Below are 16,245 nucleotides of genomic sequence, written 5' to 3'. Positions count from 1 at the left end.
GAGCAATGACGCAACTGGATGCCGCACCCGTTCCGACGAGGAAACCGGTCGACGTCGTCACCGAATTCTTCGACCGCTACCGCGAACGCGACGTCGTCGCGATGACCGATCTCTGCACCGACAACGCCGACTTCTCCTACATCCCGTTCGAGGTGTGGGCGAAGCAGCGCGTGGTCCGGGGCGACGGCAAGGTCGCCACGATCGGCCGGGTCATCTGGAGCGGCCTGATCAACGCCTTCCCCGACCTGGGCAACACCGTCTACCACATCGACGGCAACGACGAGGGCGACGTCGTGGTCGCCTGCGACATCACCGGGACCCAGCAGTCGGCCTGGGGGTTCATCGGCTCGCAGGGCCAGTACTTCGCCGAACCGCACCTGTTCATCCTGCACGTCGGCGCCGACGGCCTGATCGACAGCATCAAGGCCTACTGGGACAACGCGGGCGTGAACCGGCAGCTCGGCCACCTCGAAGTCGACTGAGAAAGGACGCAACGGAGATGACGCTGCTCAAGCGCGAGGAATGGGAAGGCTTCGTCCGCGACGTCGACTGGACGTTGTCCTACGTCGACGACGAGGCCGTCTACCCCGACTGGCTGACCGGCACCGGCAAGGTGCCGCGCGAGGCGTGGGCGAAGTGGGAAGAGGGCTACAAGGTCAGCTACCCGGAGTACGTCTACACCCAGCGGGAGAAGGAATCCGGGACGTACGCGGTGAAGGCCGCGCTGCAGCGCACCTCGACCTTCGACCACCTCGACGAGGGCTGGAAGTCCGCGACGAAAATGCATTTCGGCGGGGTCGCGCAGGTCGAGTACACCGCGATGCTCGCGGAACTGAAGATGGCCCGGTTCGGCCTGAACGGCGCCTGGCGCAACATGGCCGTCTACGGCCAGCTCGACGAGCTGCGCCACCAGAACCTGACCACGTTCTTCGGGCACGAACTCGTCGTCAAGGACCCGCAGTTCGACTGGACGCAGAAGACCTACAGCACGAACGACTGGGTGCCGATCGCGCTGCGCACGTTGTTCGACGGCTTCATGACCACCTCGAACGTCGTCGACTGCGCGCTGATGCTGCCGCTGACCTTCGAGACCGGCTTCACCAACCTGCAGTTCGTCGCGCTTTCCGCGGACGCGCTGGAAGCGGGCGACGTCAACTTCGCGAGCATGATCTCCTCGATCCAGACCGACGAGGCACGGCACTCGCAGCAGGGCGTGGCGACGCTGGAGATCCTGGTCGAGCACGACCCGGCCCGCGCGCAATGGGTGGTGGACAAGGGCTTCTGGGCCAACGCCCGCGCGTTCGCGGCCCTCACCGGCATCCCGATGGACTACTACACCCCGCTGGAGCACCGGAAGCAGTCCTACCGGGAGTTCATGGAGGAGTGGATCGTCGACCAGTTCGTCCGCACCATCGAGGACTACGGGCTCAAAAAGCCGTGGTACTGGGACGAGTTCATGCGCGGGCTGGACACCTGGCACCACAGCCTGCACATGGGGATGTGGTGGTGGCGGCCCACCCTGTGGTGGAAGCCGAAGGCGGGCGTGTCCCAGGACGAACGCGACTGGCTGCGCGAGAAGTACCCGAACTGGGAGACGGTCTACGGCGACAAGTGGGACGTCATCATCGACAACATCAACGCCAACAACGTCGAGGCCACGCTGCCGGAGACGCTGCCGTGGCTGTGCTCGACGTGCCACCTGCCGATGTGCAACCCGACCCAGTCGCGCGACGGCCAGTGGCGCATCCGCGACCACGCGCTGGACTACAACGGCAAGAAGCTGCACTTCTGCAGCCTCGGCTGCCGCCAGATCTGGTGGAAGGACCGGGACAACGTCAACCACCTGACGCTGGTCGACCGGTTCCTGGCCGGTCAGATCCAGCCGATGACGGTGCCCGGCCTGCTGGAGTACATGGGCGTCACGCCCGACGTGATGGGCGACGACCCGGACTACCAGGCGTGGACCCGGGACTACGCCGGGCGCGCGGCGAGCGGCCTGATCAAGGCGGGAGCGACGAGCTGATGACCGAGCCGCAGACCGAACCCGGCGTCGAGGACCAGGCGCCGGAACTGGTGCCGCTCAACGCGATCTTCGCGACCGACTTCGTCGCGATCCTGGTCCCGGTGACGACGGCGAACACGATCGACGAGGTCGCGGCCGCGGTCGCGAGCCATTCGGAGGGACGGCGCGTCCGCGCGCTGCCCTATCCGAAGGTCGTCGTCCACAACGGACGCAAGCTGTCCGGGAGCATGACGGTCGCCGAAGCGGGCATCCGGCCGCTGGACCACGTCGCGGTGGAATACGAGATCCCGGAAGGGGCGTCATGAAAAACCCAGTCGGACCGGTGCTGCGGCACGGCGACGAGGTCGACCAGATCATCGCCGCGCTGGAGGACGACAACCCGGACACCGAGATCGAGGTCATCGACCGCGGCGCCTACATCCGGATCCAGGCCGAGGACCGCCTCGAACTGACCGAGGCCACCCTGCAGGACTACCTCGGCGCGGACTACCGGATCCGGTCGCTGGAGGTCGCGATGTCCTCCTTCGCCGGGCGGGTCCGCACCGGAAGCGACCACATCGTCTGGGAGAGCGGCCAGTCCGTGAAGCGGGCCGCCGCGCCGGAAGGAGCCCCGGCATGAGCCAGCCGGCCAAACGCAAGCGCAAGCTCCGCACGTTCAGCGCGTTCGGCGACGTCCGCCGGATGCCGAGCGAGTACGAGATCGTCACGCACGCGCAGAACTGGAACACCCGCACCGGCAAGACCAGCGTGTTCGAGCAGAACCCGTCGTCGGCGGGCAACCTGTGGTTCCTGACCTACCGGGAGCACTCGCCGCTGCGGGCCGACGGCTGGGAGGGGTTCCGCGACCCGGACAAGATCGCCTACCGCTCCTATGTCAACCACCAGGCGACCGCGCAGACCAAGCTCGACGGCGTCCTGGAGATGTACGCCGACGCGGACGCGGGTTTGCCGCAGGCCCAAGTGGAACTGCTCGGTTCCGCGTTCACGCCGTCGCGCTACCTGGCGCACGGCTTCCAGCAAGCCGAGGCGTACGTCGGGTACATCGCGCCGAGTTCCTACATCACCAGCGCGGCGGGCTACGCGAACGCGGACTTCCTGCGCCGCGTCACCGTGATCGCCTACCGCACCCGGGCGCTGCAGATCGCGCATCCGGAGTCGGGGATCGGCGAGAACGAGCGGCGGATCTGGGAACAGCACGAGTCCTGGCAGCCCGCGCGCGAGGCGATCGAGCGCGCCCTGATCGCCTACGACTGGGGCGAGGCGTTCACCTCGCTCAACCTGGTCCTCGGACCGACGCTGGACGACGTGCTCATCCGGCAGTTCGGCCAGGCGAGCCGCGCGAACGGCGACGAGCAGTCGTGGCTGCTTTCCGGGCTGCTCAACGAGGACGGCCAGCGCCGCAACCGGTGGAGCGCGGCACTCGGCCGTTACGCGCTCGAACAGCGGGCCGCGAACGAGAAGCCGCTGCGGAAGTGGATCGACCGCTGGGCGGTCCTGGCCGACGACGCCGCAGAGGCGCTCGCCCCGCTGCTGGGCCTTCCGTCCGCCGAGGTCGTCGCGGGTGCCCGGGCGGCCCGCGAGGAGCTCCACGCCGGCATCTTCGCCGCCACGGCCGCAGCGAGCTGATCGACATGACTGAGACGGTGACCGTGACGGAGAACGCGACCGAGCGGCAGTGGCACGAAGTGTCGCATGTGGACGATCTGTGGGAAGGCGACATGCTCGCCGTGGACGTCGAGGGCCAGTCGGTCCTGCTGGTGAACATGGACGGAGACGTGTTCGCCTACCGGAACCGGTGCCCGCACCAGGACTGGCCGCTCGAGGACGGCGACCTCGACGGGCGCAAGCTCACCTGCGCCCAGCACCTGTGGGAGTTCGACGTGTGCACGGCGAAGGGCATCAACCCGGCGACGAGCACGCTGGTCGGCTACGACTGCAAGGTCGGCGACGACGGCGCGATCTCGGTGCGTGTGCGATGACCAGGTTCGTGCTGGCCGGTGGCGGCGTCGCGGCCGCGTCCGCCGCCGCCGGCCTGCGGAACCAGGGCTACGACGGGCAGATCGTGCTCGTCTCGGACGAACCGCACCTGCCCTACGAGCGTCCGCCGCTGTCGAAGGAGTTTCTCGCCGGGAAGTTCGGCACCGGGGATTTCCAGGCCAACCCGGACGGCTGGTACGCCGAGAACGACGTCGAGGTCCTGCTCGGCACCCGGGTCGCCTCGCTCGACCCGGGCGGCCGTCGGGTCACGCTGTCCGACGGCGGCTCGCTCGGCTACGACGCGCTCGTGCTCGCGACCGGCGTGCGGGCCCGCACGCTGCCCGGGTTCCGCGGCGACCGGGTCCATTCCCTCCGGTCCATTGTGGACTCAGAACGGCTCGCCGCCCGGCTCAAGCCCGGTTCCCGATTGGTGATCCTGGGTGCGGGCTTCGTCGGCTGCGAGGTCGCGGCGGTCGCGGCGGCGCGAGGGGTCCGGGTGACGGTCTTCGAACCCGAGCCGGTTCCGCTGGCCAGGGCGCTGGGGCCGGAGTTCGGCGGCGCGATGGTCGCGATCCACCGCGAACGCGGGGTCGAGATCCGCTCCGGGCAGCTGGTCGCCGAGATGACCGAAACCGCGACCGGGCTCCAGCTCCGGACCCGCGACGGCGAGGTCGTCGAGTGCGACGAGCTGCTCGTCGGGGTCGGCTCGATCCCCAACGCCGAGCTGGCCGCGGAAGCCGGGCTCGCGGTGGACGGCGGGATCGTCACCGACGAGTTCGGCCGCACCAGCGCGCCGGACGTCTACGCGATCGGCGACGTCGCTTCGCGGCACCACCCGGCCTACGGCCGCGCGCTCCGCGTCGAGCACCACGACGTCGCGCTGCGGCACGGCGGGAACGTCGCCCGGAACCTGCTCGGCGACGCGGTGCCGTTCACCGACGAGCACTACTTCTGGTCCGACCAGTACGACCACAGCATCAAGTCCGTCGGCCACGGAAGCGCCGGCGCGGACAAGGTGCTCCGGCGATCGGCGGGGGAGCGCTCGTTCTCGGTGTTCTCCCTCGAAGGCGGGCGCATCACCGCCGTGGTCACCCTGGACCGGCCGCGGGACCTGATGACCACGCGCAAGCTGCTGGCCGTGCCGCACGAGGTCACCGCCGACCAGCTCGCCGACCCGGAGTTCGACCTCAAGAGCCTGCTGCCGCAGCGGCCGCGGGCACGTCGATCGGAGGCGGTGCAATGACGACTGCAATGACGACTGCAATGACGAGTCTGCTCGAAGCCGTCGACCTCACCGTCCGGGAGCACCAGCTCCGCGTCACCCGCGATGACGCCTTGGCGGCGCTGGAACGGGTGCTGGGGGAGCCCGCGGTGCGGGCGCGCGCCCGGCTGCGGTTCGGGCCCGGCCGGACCTGCGAACCGCTGGCGCGGATGCTCGACAAGGCACTGGTCCAAGCCGAACAGCGCGGACTGTCTCCGGACGCCCTGGTGCTGTCCGGCGGGTCCGCTGTCCCGGCGGAGGACATCGTCCGGATCCGACGCAAGGCGCACGGCGTCGCGGACTGGATCAGCACGCCGACCAGCGACGTGGAGCTGGTGCTGCGGCCGAAAGGTCTCGCCGCGGTCGCCGCCGCGCCTCCTCCGGTCGAGACGGTTGCTGAACCGGTTCGGGAACAGGCGCCGGAGACCGAGGCCGAGCTGGCCGTCCGCGAGGCGTTGTACGACGTCATCGATCCCGATCTCGGCGTGAATGTCGTCGACCTGGGTTTCGTGCGCCAGGTCCGGATCGGCGAGGACGGCGTCGCGGCCATCACGATGACCCTGACGTCGGCGGCCTGCCCGCTGACCGAGGTGATGGCGCGCAACGTCGAGGCGGTGCTTGCCGGCACGAAGTTCGTCCTGAACTGGGAATGGCTGCCGAGCTGGCGTCCCGCCGACATCAGCGAGGACGGCCGCGAGCAGCTCCGCGCGATCGGGTTTTCCGCGTTCTGAAAGAGGAATCGCAATGACTGTTGAGCAGGAAACGATGTCCGTCGAGACGCTGGACGAGATCATGGCCGCGTTCAACGCGCACGATCTCGACGCGATCATGGCGTTCTTCGCCGACGACTGCACCTTCGACACCTCCCGCGGTCCCGACCCGTGGGGCCAGCGGCTGGTCGGCAAGGACGCGGTGCGCGAAGGTCTCGCGGCCCGGTTCGCCGGCATCCCCGACGTCCGCTACGACGCCGACCGGCACTGGGTGCACGGCGACCTGGGCGTGTCCGAATGGCTGGTCACCGGCACCGCCGCGGACGGCACGCCGGTCCGCGCCCGGGGCTGTGACCTGTGGGAATTCCGCGGCGACAAGATCGTCCGCAAGGATTCCTACTGGAAGACCGTCGACGCCTGACCGGACTGTGTCCTGCGACACGCGAGCGTAAAGTGAGGCAGAAGTGCTGGAGGTCGCGATGACGGAGATCATGAACCCCCTCGAGTTCCGGATCAGCTCGGGCGACCTGGTCGCCGAGCTGAAATCGCACGCCCACCAGCCCGGGACCAACAACGACCTGTGGCCGGGCCTCACCATCTACCGGTTCGACGAACCCGCCGCCCCGCTGTGGGAGGAGGTCCGGGAACTGCACCTGTGCGTGATCGCGCAAGGCCGCAAACGGGTGACCCAGGACGGCGTCGCGCACTACTACGACCCGTTCACCTACCTGGCGATCAGCGGCAATTCGCCGTTCCTGACCGAAATCGTCGAGGCGAGCCCGGAGAAGCCGTTCCTGTCGTTCGGGCTGCAGCTCGACAACGAGCTGGTGCGCGAGGTGTCCTCGGACATCATCATGGAGCGCCAGACGACGGCGTTCACGACCGGACGGCAGCCGAAGGAAACCGCGCCCGCGTCCTTCGTCTCCGCGCTCGACCGCGACATGATGGACGCGATCCTCCGCTTCCTGCGCGCCCTCTCGACCGGTGCGGACCGGCGCGTGCTCGCCCCGACGTACCTCAAAGAGATCGTCTACCGGGCATTGCAGGCCGAGCAGTACGGCAGGCTCGTGGAGCGGGCCGCGCACGAGAGCGCGAACAATCCGGTCAGCGCGATCATCGCCTACGTCCGCGACCACATCGCGGAGCCGCTGACGGTGAGCGACATGGCCGAGCACGCGTTCATGAGCCCGTCCGCGTTCTCGCATCTGTTCCGCGACGTCACCGGGAAATCGCCGTACCAGTTCGTCAAGGAAATGCGGCTGAACCGCGCCCGGGAACTGCTGGTCGGCGAGGAAACCAGCGTCACGCAGATCTCGAAGTCCGTCGGCTACCGCAGCACCTCGCATTTCATCAACGAGTTCCGCGACCGGTTCGGGGTCACGCCCCGCGCCTTCGCCGACGCGCTGACCGGCGGCGAGCTGCCGCCGATCGGCCGGGTCGGCAACGGCTGAACTCGCTCCTTTCCCGCACAAATACTGTCGATTCGCAAAGGAATCCTTCATGACGCGCGCCCTTTTTGCCGTGACCGGCGTCGATTACTGGACGCTTGCCGACGGCACGAGGAACCCCAGCGGCTATTGGCCCGAGGAAGTCAGCACGCCGTACCAGGTATTCGCCGACGCCGGAATCGAGATCGCCGTCGCCACCCCCGGCGGCGTCCCGCCGGCCGCCGACCCCGCCGGATTCAACCCCGTCTACCACGGCGACAGCGCTGAGGCGGCCCAGCGCATGAAGGACCACCTGGAGTCCATCGCGGCTCTCCGCTCGCCCGAGGCCCTCGAGAACGTCGATGTCGCGGACTTCGACTTCGTGTTCGTGCCCGGCGGCTGGGGGCCGATGGAAGACCTCGCCGTCTCCGCATCGTTCGGCGGCTTGCTGCGCGAGTTCACCGAAGCCGACAAGCCGGTCGCCGCGGTGTGCCACGGCCCGGCCGCGCTGCTGCCGGCCCGCGACGACCAGGGCGAATGGCTCTTCGCGGGCCGCCAGGTCACCGGCTTCAGCAACGTCGAGGAGTACGCCGTCGGGTTCGCGCCGCAGGCGAAGTGGCTGCTCGAGGACCGGCTCAAGGCCGAGGGCGGCTTGTACAGCTCGGCTCCGGAAGGATGGGCGGAGTTCGTGGTGGTCGACGGCAACCTCTACACCGGACAGAACCCCCAATCCGCCGCCGGTCTCGCCGCCCGGCTGGTCCGCGACCTGGCCCCGGTCGGCTCCGCGGCGCGCTGATCCCGGAACTTTCCCTCGACAGCGGGATTGTGCGCGGCAATTCCCACTACGCACGGGCGCCTGCGCGTAAGGTGCTGCCGCTGCCGTAGTGGAGAGGTGACCCGTGCCGCGCATTGCCTTCGTCGTGTCCAGCGCGCGGGAGATCGACCTTCGGGACAGCAGCGAGCATCCGACCGGCTACTGGGCCGAGCAGGCGCTGACCGCGTACGAACTGTTCTCGGCGGCGGGCGCGGAGGTCGTCGTGCTGACGCCCGACGGCAACGCGCCCGTCGTCGATCCGTACAGCCTCGACCCGGTCTTCCACTACCCGGACGAGGACCGCGGCTACTTCGCCTCGGTGTACCGGACCTTCCATCCCGACCCGGAAGACGTCCGCATCACCCTGCACCACTTGACGCAGCCCGATCTGCTCGCGGCACGCCGGATCGCGCGCCGCCTCGAAGTCGCCGGGAAGACCGCCGAGGAAGCGCACGATCTGGTCAGCCGCGCCGCGAAGATCGCCTGGCGCCAGAACCGCGGGCTGGTCGCCGAGGGCTTCGACGAGGCCATGCTTCGCAGCGCAGTCACGGATTTGACGACGGTGGCCCGCGCGGTGTCCGAAGACCGCAAGGCGCAACTGGAAGACATCGACGGCTTCCAGTTCCCGATGGCGCTCTCGGAACTGAGCGACGAGCAACTCGGCGAGTTCGACGCCCTGTTCGCCCCGGGCGGCCACGCGGCCATGGTGGACCTGCCGGACAACCCCGGCGTCGCCCGCCTGGTGCGCATCCTGCACGCCCGCGGCGCACCGATCTCGGCGCTCTCCCACGGTCCGGCGCTCCTGCTCGCCGCGCCCGAGCGCATCGACGGCCAGTGGCTGTTCGAAGGTTTCCGCCTGACGTGCTGCACGAACGAGGAGGAAGACCAGAACGCCTTCGGACAGCTCGGAATGCCGTGGTATCTGGCTTCCGCGTTACAGAACGCGGGCGCGATCCTCGACGACGCCCCGTATCCGTGGGCGTCGCACGTCGTCGTGGACCGGAACCTGATCACCGGCCAGAACCTGTACTCGACCGCGGCGACCGCCGGTGCACTGCTGAAAGCGTTGTCCCTGCGGTGACTCCGGCCGATCCTCGCGGGCCTGAGGAAGAGCCGTCCGGGCGCGGCTGGCGACCCTTTTGCTGCGACTGCGGTCTCCTGGTTCGGCTTGATGCCGGAGACCGTTTATTCGGGTGGCAAAATAAACGATGGACGATCCGAATGTGCAGAGTGCGGCGAAGGAGGCAAGTGGGAATTGATTGCGTTGCCCGCTTGCGTGCGTTCGTTTTCGTATATTTTCTTTCTGGGCAGAGTGCCTGATGCCGACCGCCAGGCTGCGGGCTGAAGCCAGTGGGAAGGAAGGCGCGGCCGCTGACGCATGAGGTCCGCACGTGGCAAGTCCTGCGCTCCCGGCAGCCGGGGACGGTCGGCGGGGCCGGCACTCCGGGGCGGTCGCAGAAGCCCGGATCTCGAATGGCTCGCAAGTTCCCCGGAGCGTCACCGTTCCCTCGCTTTCCGTGAGGCACCTGGTCAGGGGTGTGGATCTCGGCGCCCGGGTGCTAGCGTTCGATCGCTGTACAACCGAATACGTGGCTGTCAGGGGAAGCCGGGCAAGAGCCGGCGCTGACTCGCAACCGTAGGTCCGTCTCATGGCGGGCAAGTCGGAATGCCTGATGGCCACGAGTGGCTCCACCGTCGAAGACTACGGAACGGGGCCCGGCCGCGCGTGCGCTTGACTGGGGTGTCGCGGTGACGGGTCGCGTTCAGACCACTCACCGCAAAGGACTTCCCAATGTTCTCCCTGGCCAAGACTGCCGCGATCAGTGTGCTCGCGGTTCCCTTTTTCGTTTCCTCCCCGGCTGCTGCCGCGCCCGCGTCCTACACGGACGGTCCGTGCCAGGGCAGTTCGGGCGTGACCGTGGTCGTGGACGCCACGCATTTCGCCGGGGCGGCGGTGACCCGCAGATGCGTCGCCGGTGACCCGGACACCGCTTTCGACGCGCTCAGCGAAGCCGGTTTCGCTCCCGTGCACGGGACCGGTCAGGGCCAGCAGGGGCCCTACCAGTACTTGTGCCGGATCGAAGCTCGTCCGTCCAGCTCCGCCGACCCGTGCACCGGGTTCGTGGCGAACGCGCCGTACTGGGCGTACTGGGTGCCGGACGCGCAGAACGCCAGCTGGACCTATGCCGAGGACGGCGTGGACACCTCGGACCCGGCTCCGGGGACGGTGCTCGGGTTCTCCTTCGGCGCGGGCACGGCGACGGACCCGAACCAGATGAGCTTGACGCTGGCGCAGGCCAAGGACCCGAACTGGACCGGTTCGTGAGTTGGGGTGCCGGTGCCGTGGCCGGCGCGGTGCTGCTGGCCACGGCGTTTCCGGCACCCGCGGCGGAGACGCGCGCGCCGGCGGTGGCTGCCGCGGAGTTCCTGGCGCATGAGTTCACCCGGCTCGGCGATGCCTATCCGAGCCCGACTTCTCCCGGCAACAACGACGCGGGGTTGATGGCCGACGCGCTGCTGGCCATGCACCGAGCCGGTGTCGAGCCGGCTGTCCAGGCGAAGGCCACCGCGAAACTGCGCGCGAACTTCTTCAGCGCCACGATCGTTTCCTCGGGTGTCATGGGCAAGGACCTTATCGTCGCGCTCGATCAAGGCGTGGATCCGCGCCGGTGGGGAAAAGACAGCGCGGGCAAGAACATCGACCTTGTCGCGCGGCTCGGTGCGGCGCAGAATTCGGCGGGCGTTTTCGAGGACACCGCGGCGAGCGGGGCACGCACCCCGGCCAACGTGTTCGGCCAGGCGCTGGCGCTGATCGGCTTGCACAAGGCCGCGATCGGCAATCCCGCGGGAGCGGCGACGCTGGTGCGTCAGCAGTGTCCGGGCGGAGGATTCCGGCTGAACCTGCCGGACGGCGGCGCGACCGCGCGGTGCACGTCGGACGCCGAGGTCAGCGCGGACACCACCGCGATGGGGGTATGGGCGCTCGTCGAGATCGGCGGCCACCAGCAGCAAGTCTCCAGTGCGCTGGGGTGGCTGCGGGCGCACCAGGACCCGGCGACCGGGGCGTTCGGCGCGGATCCGAAAAGCCCGGCGCAGGTCAACACCAACTCCTCCGGGCTGGCCGCGATGGCATTGGCGCTCGGCGGCGACGGCAAGGCGGCTTCGCGGGCGACCGGATGGCTGGCCGCTGTACAGGTGCCCGACAGCGTCCCCGTCCCGGCGATGGCCGGGGCGATCGCGAAGAGCCAGGCAGACCTGGACGCGATCGACCGGGACGCGAAGGCGTTCTGGCTCAAGTCCAGCGGCGCCGACAACCTGGGCAAGCAGGACGGTCTGCGCCGCGCGACCGCACAGGCGTTGCTGGGGTTGGCTGCCGCGGTGCCCGATCCGGTGCCGCCTCGCCCTCCCGCCAACCCTCCCGCCGACCCGCCGCGCGACGGGAAAACGGCCGGCGACGGCTCGCCGCCGGGCATCCCGGTCCGCAGCACACCGGGCAGCCGGACCGCTGCCGCGCCGCAGATGGCCGCACCAGATCCGGCCACGGTCGCCAAGACGCCCGCGAGCGCACCGCCTGTCCAGGCGCCGAGCGCGCAGCCGGTGCCGGGAACCGTTTCTCCGCAGCAGATCGGGCAGGCGCGGGCACTGGAGCCCCGCCCGGCGTCGTTCTGGGCGGGCCCGAGGGCAATCGCGGCCGCGGTACTGGCCGGGTTGCTGTTCGCCGCGGGCACGTTCTGGCTCCTGGTGCGGCGCAAGGGATCCCGGTCGTGAGGCAGTGGACGGCCGCGTTGGCGGCCTGGCTGCTGGCACTGGGCGGTGCCGTCGCCGCGGCTCCGGCCGCGGCCGCGGCCGCGGCACCGGTGTGCACGGCGACTTCCGGGGTGCTGGTGGTGGTGGACTTCGGTTCCCTCGGCGGCGGCGTGGTGCGGCGCTGCCTGGGCACGCCGCCCGACACCGGGTACGACGCGTTGCGCGCGGCGGGATTCCGCACCGCGGGCACCGTGCACGACGGCCCGGCTTTCGTGTGCCGCATCGACGACCGGCCCTCGCCCGCGGTGGAGCCGTGCACGGACACCCCGCCGACCACGGCGTACTGGTCGTATTGGGACGGCAACGTCGGGACGAACCGGTGGGAGTACAGCAACGAGGGCGCGATGAGCGCCGCCCCGCGGGCCGGTCAGGTCGAGGGCTGGTCTTTCGGGAGCGGGCAGCCGCCGCACCCGGCGGTGACCGCGCTGATCGCCCCGGCGGGCCGGGCGCGACCGCAAGGCGGTGCGGCAGGTCCGGACGCACCGAGCGGCCCGGCAGCCGGCGAGAGCGCACCGCCGCAACAGGTGCCCGCCGGAGCACAGCCGCCCCCGCGAAGCTCCGGCGTTGCCGCGCCGGAAGCGCAAGCGCCATCGGCATCGGCGACGGCCGCGGCCGGATCGTCCCGGCCGTCGGCGGCGGGCAGTGCACCGGAACCGGCGGCCGCCGCGTCCGAAAACACCGGCACGACAGGATTCCCGACGCTGCCGGCGGTGGCGTTCGGGGCGATCTGGCTGCTGGGAATCGCTGCCGCGGTTCTGGTGCGGCGCCGCCGCAAACGGGAGGCCGGGTGATCGGCGCCGCCGCGCTGCCGCGGATGCTGCATCCCGCGGCGTGGTGGATCTGGGCGCTCGGCATGGCCACGGCGGCGAGCAGGACCACGAACCCGCTGCTGCTCGGTCTGGTGCTCGCGGCGGCCGGGGTCGTGGTGGCCGCCCGGCGCGGCGAGGCCCCGTGGGCCAAGGGGTTCCGCGCGTACCTGATCCTGGCGCTGGTGGTGATCGGCTTCCGGGTGCTGTTCCGGATCCTGCTCGGTTCCGCCTTCACCGGGGGAGGGCACCTGCTGTTCACCGTGCCCCGGATTCCGTTGCCGCACTGGATGGCCGGGGTGCGGCTCGGCGGACCGGTCGAGCTGGAAGGCATTCTCGGCGCCGCTTGCGACGGTCTGCGGCTGGCCGCCCTGCTGGTGTGCGTCGGCGCGGCGAACACCCTGGCCAATCCCAAGCGGGTGCTGCGGATGCTGCCGGGCGCGTTGTACGAGATCGGCACCACGGTGGTGATCGCGCTGACGGTGGCGCCGCAGCTGATCGAGAGCGGGCAGCGGATCATGCGGGCCCGCGCATTGCGCGGAGTCACCGGGAAACTCTTCCGGACAGTGGCATTGCCAGTGCTGGCCGACGCCCTGGACCGGGCGATCGCGCTGGCCGCGGCGATGGACTCGCGCGGTTACGGGCAGCGCTGGGAGCTGTCCGCGGCGGCTCGCCGTACCGCGGCGGTGTTGATGCTGGCCGGTCTGCTCGGGTTGTGCGTGGGCAGTTACGGGTTGCTGGCCGCCGAACAGCACGGCTATGGGCCGCCGATGCTGGTCGCCGGTGCGGCGGTGTGCTGTCTGGGGCTGTACCTCGGCGGCAGGCGGGTCCGGCGGACGCGCTATCGGCCGGATGCCTGGTCGGTGCCGGAGTGGGCGGTCGCCGCGTCCGGTGTCGTGGTGGCCGTGCTGGTCGCGGTGGCCGATCCCGTCGTGCTGAACCCGCCGCTGCTGGCACCGGGGATGGACCTGCTGGCCTTGGCCGGGATTCTCGCCGGGTTGCTGCCCGCGGTCGTCGCACCGCCCCCGCCCGCGCTGACCGCGCGGTACCGGCCGGGAGAGCTGCGGTGATCGAGTTCTCCGAGGTGAGCATCGCCTACCGGGGAACGCCGGTGCTGCGCGACGTCTCCTTCCTCATCGGAGAGGGGGAGCTGGCACTGGTGGTGGGCCGCACGGGCTCCGGGAAATCGACGCTGCTGGGCGCGGTGAACGGGCTGGTGCCGCATTTCACCGGCGGGCGGCTGGCCGGCCGGGTCACCGTTGCGGGACGGGACACCCGCACGCACCGCCCGCGGGAATTCGCCGCGACGGTCGGGGTGGTCGGGCAGGATCCGGTCGCCGGGTTCGTCACCGACTCGGTGGAAGAGGAACTGGCCTACGGCATGGAACAGCTGGGCGTCCCGGCCGGCGTGATGCGCAAGCGGGTCGAGGAGACGATGGACCTGCTGGGCATCGCGGAGCTGCGGGACCGGCCGCTCCGCGCGCTTTCCGGCGGACAGCAGCAGCGGGCGGCGATCGGCGCGGTGCTGGCCGCCGGGCCGCGGGTGCTGGTCCTCGACGAACCGACCTCCGCACTGGATCCCGGTGCGGCCGAGGAGGTCCTGGCCGCGGTGACCCGGCTGGTCCACGACCTCGGGATCACCGTGCTGATCGCCGAACACCGGCTGGAGCGGGTGCTGCAGTACGCCGACCGGGTGCTGACCGTGGACGACGGCCGGGTGACTGTGGCCGAGCCCGCGCAGGCGATGCGGTCCGCGCCGATCGCCCCGCCGGTGGTCGCGCTGGGGCGGCTCGCCGGGTGGGATCCGTTGCCGCTGTCGGTCCGCGACGCCCGCCGTCGGGCTTCGGCCTTGCGCGCCGAACTTCCCGACGCACCAGCGCCGGTGCTGATTGAGCCGGGAGCCGGGACATTGACGAGCCGAGACGTCGTGGTCCGCTACGGCGACACGGTCGCGGTGCGGGAGGTGTCGCTGAACGTGGCAGCCGGGGAAACGGTCGCGTTGATGGGCCGCAACGGCTCGGGCAAGTCGTCGCTGCTGTGGGCGTTGCAGGGCAGCGGTCCCCGCCACCGCGGCGTGGTCACGATCCGCGGGACGGACCCGGCGGGCCTGAAGCCGGTGCCGCGGCGGGAACTCGCGGCGCTGGTCCCGCAGTCGCCGGCGGATCTGCTGTACCTGCGGACCGTCGGCGAGGAACTGGGCACTGGCCGGGCCCGCGGAATCCTGGACGAACTGGCTCCCGGCATCGACCCGGACGCGCATCCGCGCGACCTGTCCGAGGGCCAGCGCCTCGCCCTCGCGCTCGCCGTGCAGCTCGCCGCCGACCCCGCGGTGCTGCTGCTCGACGAACCGACCCGCGGCCTGGACTATCCCGGCAAGCAGCGGCTCACCGCGCTGGTGCGCGCCTTCCCCGGCGCGGTCCTGATCGCCACGCACGACGTGGAATTCGCGGCCGAGACGTGCGACCGGGCGGTGGTGCTCGCCGACGGCGAAGCGGTCGCCGACGGACCGACCGCGGACGTGGTGGTGTCTTCGCCGCTGTTCGCCCCGCAGGTGGCGAAGATCCTCGGCGGCGGGTGGCTGACCGTCGGCCAGGTAGCCGAGGCGCTGCGATGAGCCCGGTGCGGATCGGCCGCTGGTCGACGGTCATGCTGGCGGTGTCCTCGCTCCTGGGCGTCGCGGCGTTCTGCTGGCCCTTCTTCGTCGCCCCCGGTGCGCTGCTGGCCGACGCGGCCGCCGAGGCCCCGTTGCTGTTCGGCCTCCTTCTGGTGCTGGTGCTCGGGGTTCTTCTGGCGCAACTGGCCGACGGCGGGATCGACGCGAAGGTGCTGGCGCTGCTGGGAGTCCTGGCCGCGGTGAACGCTGCCCTGCGCCCGCTCGGCGCCGGCGCGGGCGGCATCGAGACGGTCTTCTTCCTGCTGGTGCTCGCCGGCCGGGTGTTCGGCCCGGGATTCGGCTTCACCCTGGGCGCGGTCTCCCTGTTCGCCTCGGCGCTGCTGACCGGCGGGATCGGGCCGTGGCTGCCGTTCCAGATGTTCGGCTGCGCCTGGGTCGGGCTGGGCGCCGGACTGCTTCCGCGAGCGAGCGGCCGCCTGGAAATCGTGCTGCTGGCGGCCTACGGCGCGGTGTCCGCGTTCGCCTACGGGCTCGCGTCGAACCTGTCGTTCTGGCCGTTCGCGCTCGGCGCGCACACCGCCCTTTCCTTCGACCCCGATGCTTCCACGCTCGCCAACCTCAGTCGCTACCTGCTCTTCGACGCGGCGACCTCGCTGGGCTGGGACACCGGCCGCGCGGTGACCAACGTCGTGGCGATCACCGCGTTCGGCCCGCTGGTCCTGGCGACGTTGCGCCGCGCCGCGCGCCGAGCCGCGTTCGAGTCACCGGTCGAATTCCGCGCCGCCCAGGGGTGAGCAGCTTCCGGG

18 protein-coding genes are annotated in these 16,245 nt (G+C 70.5%); all 18 read left to right on the top strand.

Translation table 11 applies throughout. From position 1 onward, the window contains the following. The first annotated feature begins 5 nt into the window (after positions 1–5). A complete protein-coding gene (locus tag DMP23_RS43355) occupies positions 6–482 on the top strand; it encodes a nuclear transport factor 2 family protein (protein WP_337824628.1) in 477 nt (158 codons plus the stop codon). A gap of 17 nt (positions 483–499) precedes the next feature. Continuing rightward, on the top strand, positions 500–2,023 hold the full coding sequence (locus DMP23_RS43350; protein ID WP_337824627.1) for a toluene monooxygenase: 1,524 nt from the start codon (positions 500–502) through the stop codon (positions 2,021–2,023). Further along, positions 2,023–2,328 (top strand): toluene-4-monooxygenase system B family protein, encoded by a 306-nt coding sequence (locus DMP23_RS43345; protein ID WP_337824626.1) that lies wholly within the window; start codon positions 2,023–2,025, stop codon positions 2,326–2,328. Before DMP23_RS43350 ends, DMP23_RS43345 begins: the two co-directional genes overlap by 1 nt. Continuing rightward, positions 2,325–2,642, top strand: coding sequence for an MmoB/DmpM family protein (locus DMP23_RS43340; protein WP_337824625.1), 318 nt, complete (start codon positions 2,325–2,327; stop codon positions 2,640–2,642). Before DMP23_RS43345 ends, DMP23_RS43340 begins: the two co-directional genes overlap by 4 nt. Next, positions 2,639–3,649: a toluene hydroxylase gene (locus tag DMP23_RS43335; protein WP_337824624.1), complete on the top strand. Its 1,011-nt coding sequence runs from the start codon at positions 2,639–2,641 to the stop codon at positions 3,647–3,649. The genes DMP23_RS43340 and DMP23_RS43335 overlap by 4 nt, the downstream gene beginning before the upstream one ends. A gap of 5 nt (positions 3,650–3,654) precedes the next feature. After that, the gene (locus DMP23_RS43330) at positions 3,655–4,002 is read left to right on the top strand and encodes a Rieske 2Fe-2S domain-containing protein (RefSeq protein ID WP_337824623.1); all 348 of its coding nucleotides are present in this window, start codon (positions 3,655–3,657) and stop codon (positions 4,000–4,002) included. After that, complete coding sequence (locus DMP23_RS43325) at positions 3,999–5,243, top strand: NAD(P)/FAD-dependent oxidoreductase (protein WP_337824622.1); 1,245 nt, start codon at positions 3,999–4,001, stop codon at positions 5,241–5,243. Before DMP23_RS43330 ends, DMP23_RS43325 begins: the two co-directional genes overlap by 4 nt. A 20-nt stretch (positions 5,244–5,263) precedes the next feature. Continuing rightward, positions 5,264–5,992, top strand: coding sequence for an iron-sulfur cluster assembly protein (locus tag DMP23_RS43320; protein WP_337824621.1), 729 nt, complete (start codon positions 5,264–5,266; stop codon positions 5,990–5,992). A gap of 13 nt (positions 5,993–6,005) precedes the next feature. Next, on the top strand, positions 6,006–6,392 hold the full coding sequence (locus DMP23_RS43315) for a nuclear transport factor 2 family protein (RefSeq protein WP_337824620.1): 387 nt from the start codon (positions 6,006–6,008) through the stop codon (positions 6,390–6,392). A 58-nt stretch (positions 6,393–6,450) separates the two neighbouring features. Continuing rightward, the gene (locus DMP23_RS43310) at positions 6,451–7,422 is read left to right on the top strand and encodes an AraC family transcriptional regulator (protein WP_337824619.1); all 972 of its coding nucleotides are present in this window, start codon (positions 6,451–6,453) and stop codon (positions 7,420–7,422) included. 49 nt (positions 7,423–7,471) lie between these two features. Continuing rightward, positions 7,472–8,194, top strand: a complete 723-nt coding sequence (locus tag DMP23_RS43305) for a type 1 glutamine amidotransferase domain-containing protein (RefSeq protein ID WP_337824618.1) — start codon at positions 7,472–7,474, stop codon at positions 8,192–8,194. A 103-nt stretch (positions 8,195–8,297) separates the two neighbouring features. After that, the gene (locus DMP23_RS43300) at positions 8,298–9,293 is read left to right on the top strand and encodes a type 1 glutamine amidotransferase domain-containing protein (RefSeq protein WP_337824617.1); all 996 of its coding nucleotides are present in this window, start codon (positions 8,298–8,300) and stop codon (positions 9,291–9,293) included. Positions 9,294–10,004: 711 nt separating this feature from the next. Then, positions 10,005–10,538 (top strand): hypothetical protein, encoded by a 534-nt coding sequence (locus DMP23_RS43295; RefSeq protein ID WP_337824616.1) that lies wholly within the window; start codon positions 10,005–10,007, stop codon positions 10,536–10,538. Next, positions 10,535–11,980, top strand: coding sequence for a hypothetical protein (locus DMP23_RS43290; protein WP_337824615.1), 1,446 nt, complete (start codon positions 10,535–10,537; stop codon positions 11,978–11,980). The genes DMP23_RS43295 and DMP23_RS43290 overlap by 4 nt, the downstream gene beginning before the upstream one ends. Further along, the gene (locus DMP23_RS43285) at positions 11,977–12,810 is read left to right on the top strand and encodes a hypothetical protein (protein ID WP_337824614.1); all 834 of its coding nucleotides are present in this window, start codon (positions 11,977–11,979) and stop codon (positions 12,808–12,810) included. Before DMP23_RS43290 ends, DMP23_RS43285 begins: the two co-directional genes overlap by 4 nt. Beyond that, positions 12,807–13,895: an energy-coupling factor transporter transmembrane component T gene (locus tag DMP23_RS43280; protein WP_337824613.1), complete on the top strand. Its 1,089-nt coding sequence runs from the start codon at positions 12,807–12,809 to the stop codon at positions 13,893–13,895. The genes DMP23_RS43285 and DMP23_RS43280 overlap by 4 nt, the downstream gene beginning before the upstream one ends. After that, entirely contained in the window at positions 13,892–15,439 is a 1,548-nt protein-coding gene (locus DMP23_RS43275; RefSeq protein ID WP_337822045.1) for an ABC transporter ATP-binding protein, read from the top strand. Before DMP23_RS43280 ends, DMP23_RS43275 begins: the two co-directional genes overlap by 4 nt. Beyond that, on the top strand, positions 15,436–16,233 hold the full coding sequence (locus DMP23_RS43270; RefSeq protein WP_337822044.1) for an ECF transporter S component: 798 nt from the start codon (positions 15,436–15,438) through the stop codon (positions 16,231–16,233). Before DMP23_RS43275 ends, DMP23_RS43270 begins: the two co-directional genes overlap by 4 nt. The last annotated feature ends 12 nt before the right edge of the window (positions 16,234–16,245 follow it).

Origin of the sequence: Amycolatopsis sp. A1MSW2902, assembly GCF_017312175.1 — a bacterium.
Classification (GTDB): Bacteria; Actinomycetota; Actinomycetes; order Mycobacteriales; family Pseudonocardiaceae; genus Amycolatopsis; species Amycolatopsis nivea.
The sequence above is the reverse complement of the archived record's forward strand: the minus strand, read 5'-3'. Positions and strand labels throughout refer to the sequence as shown.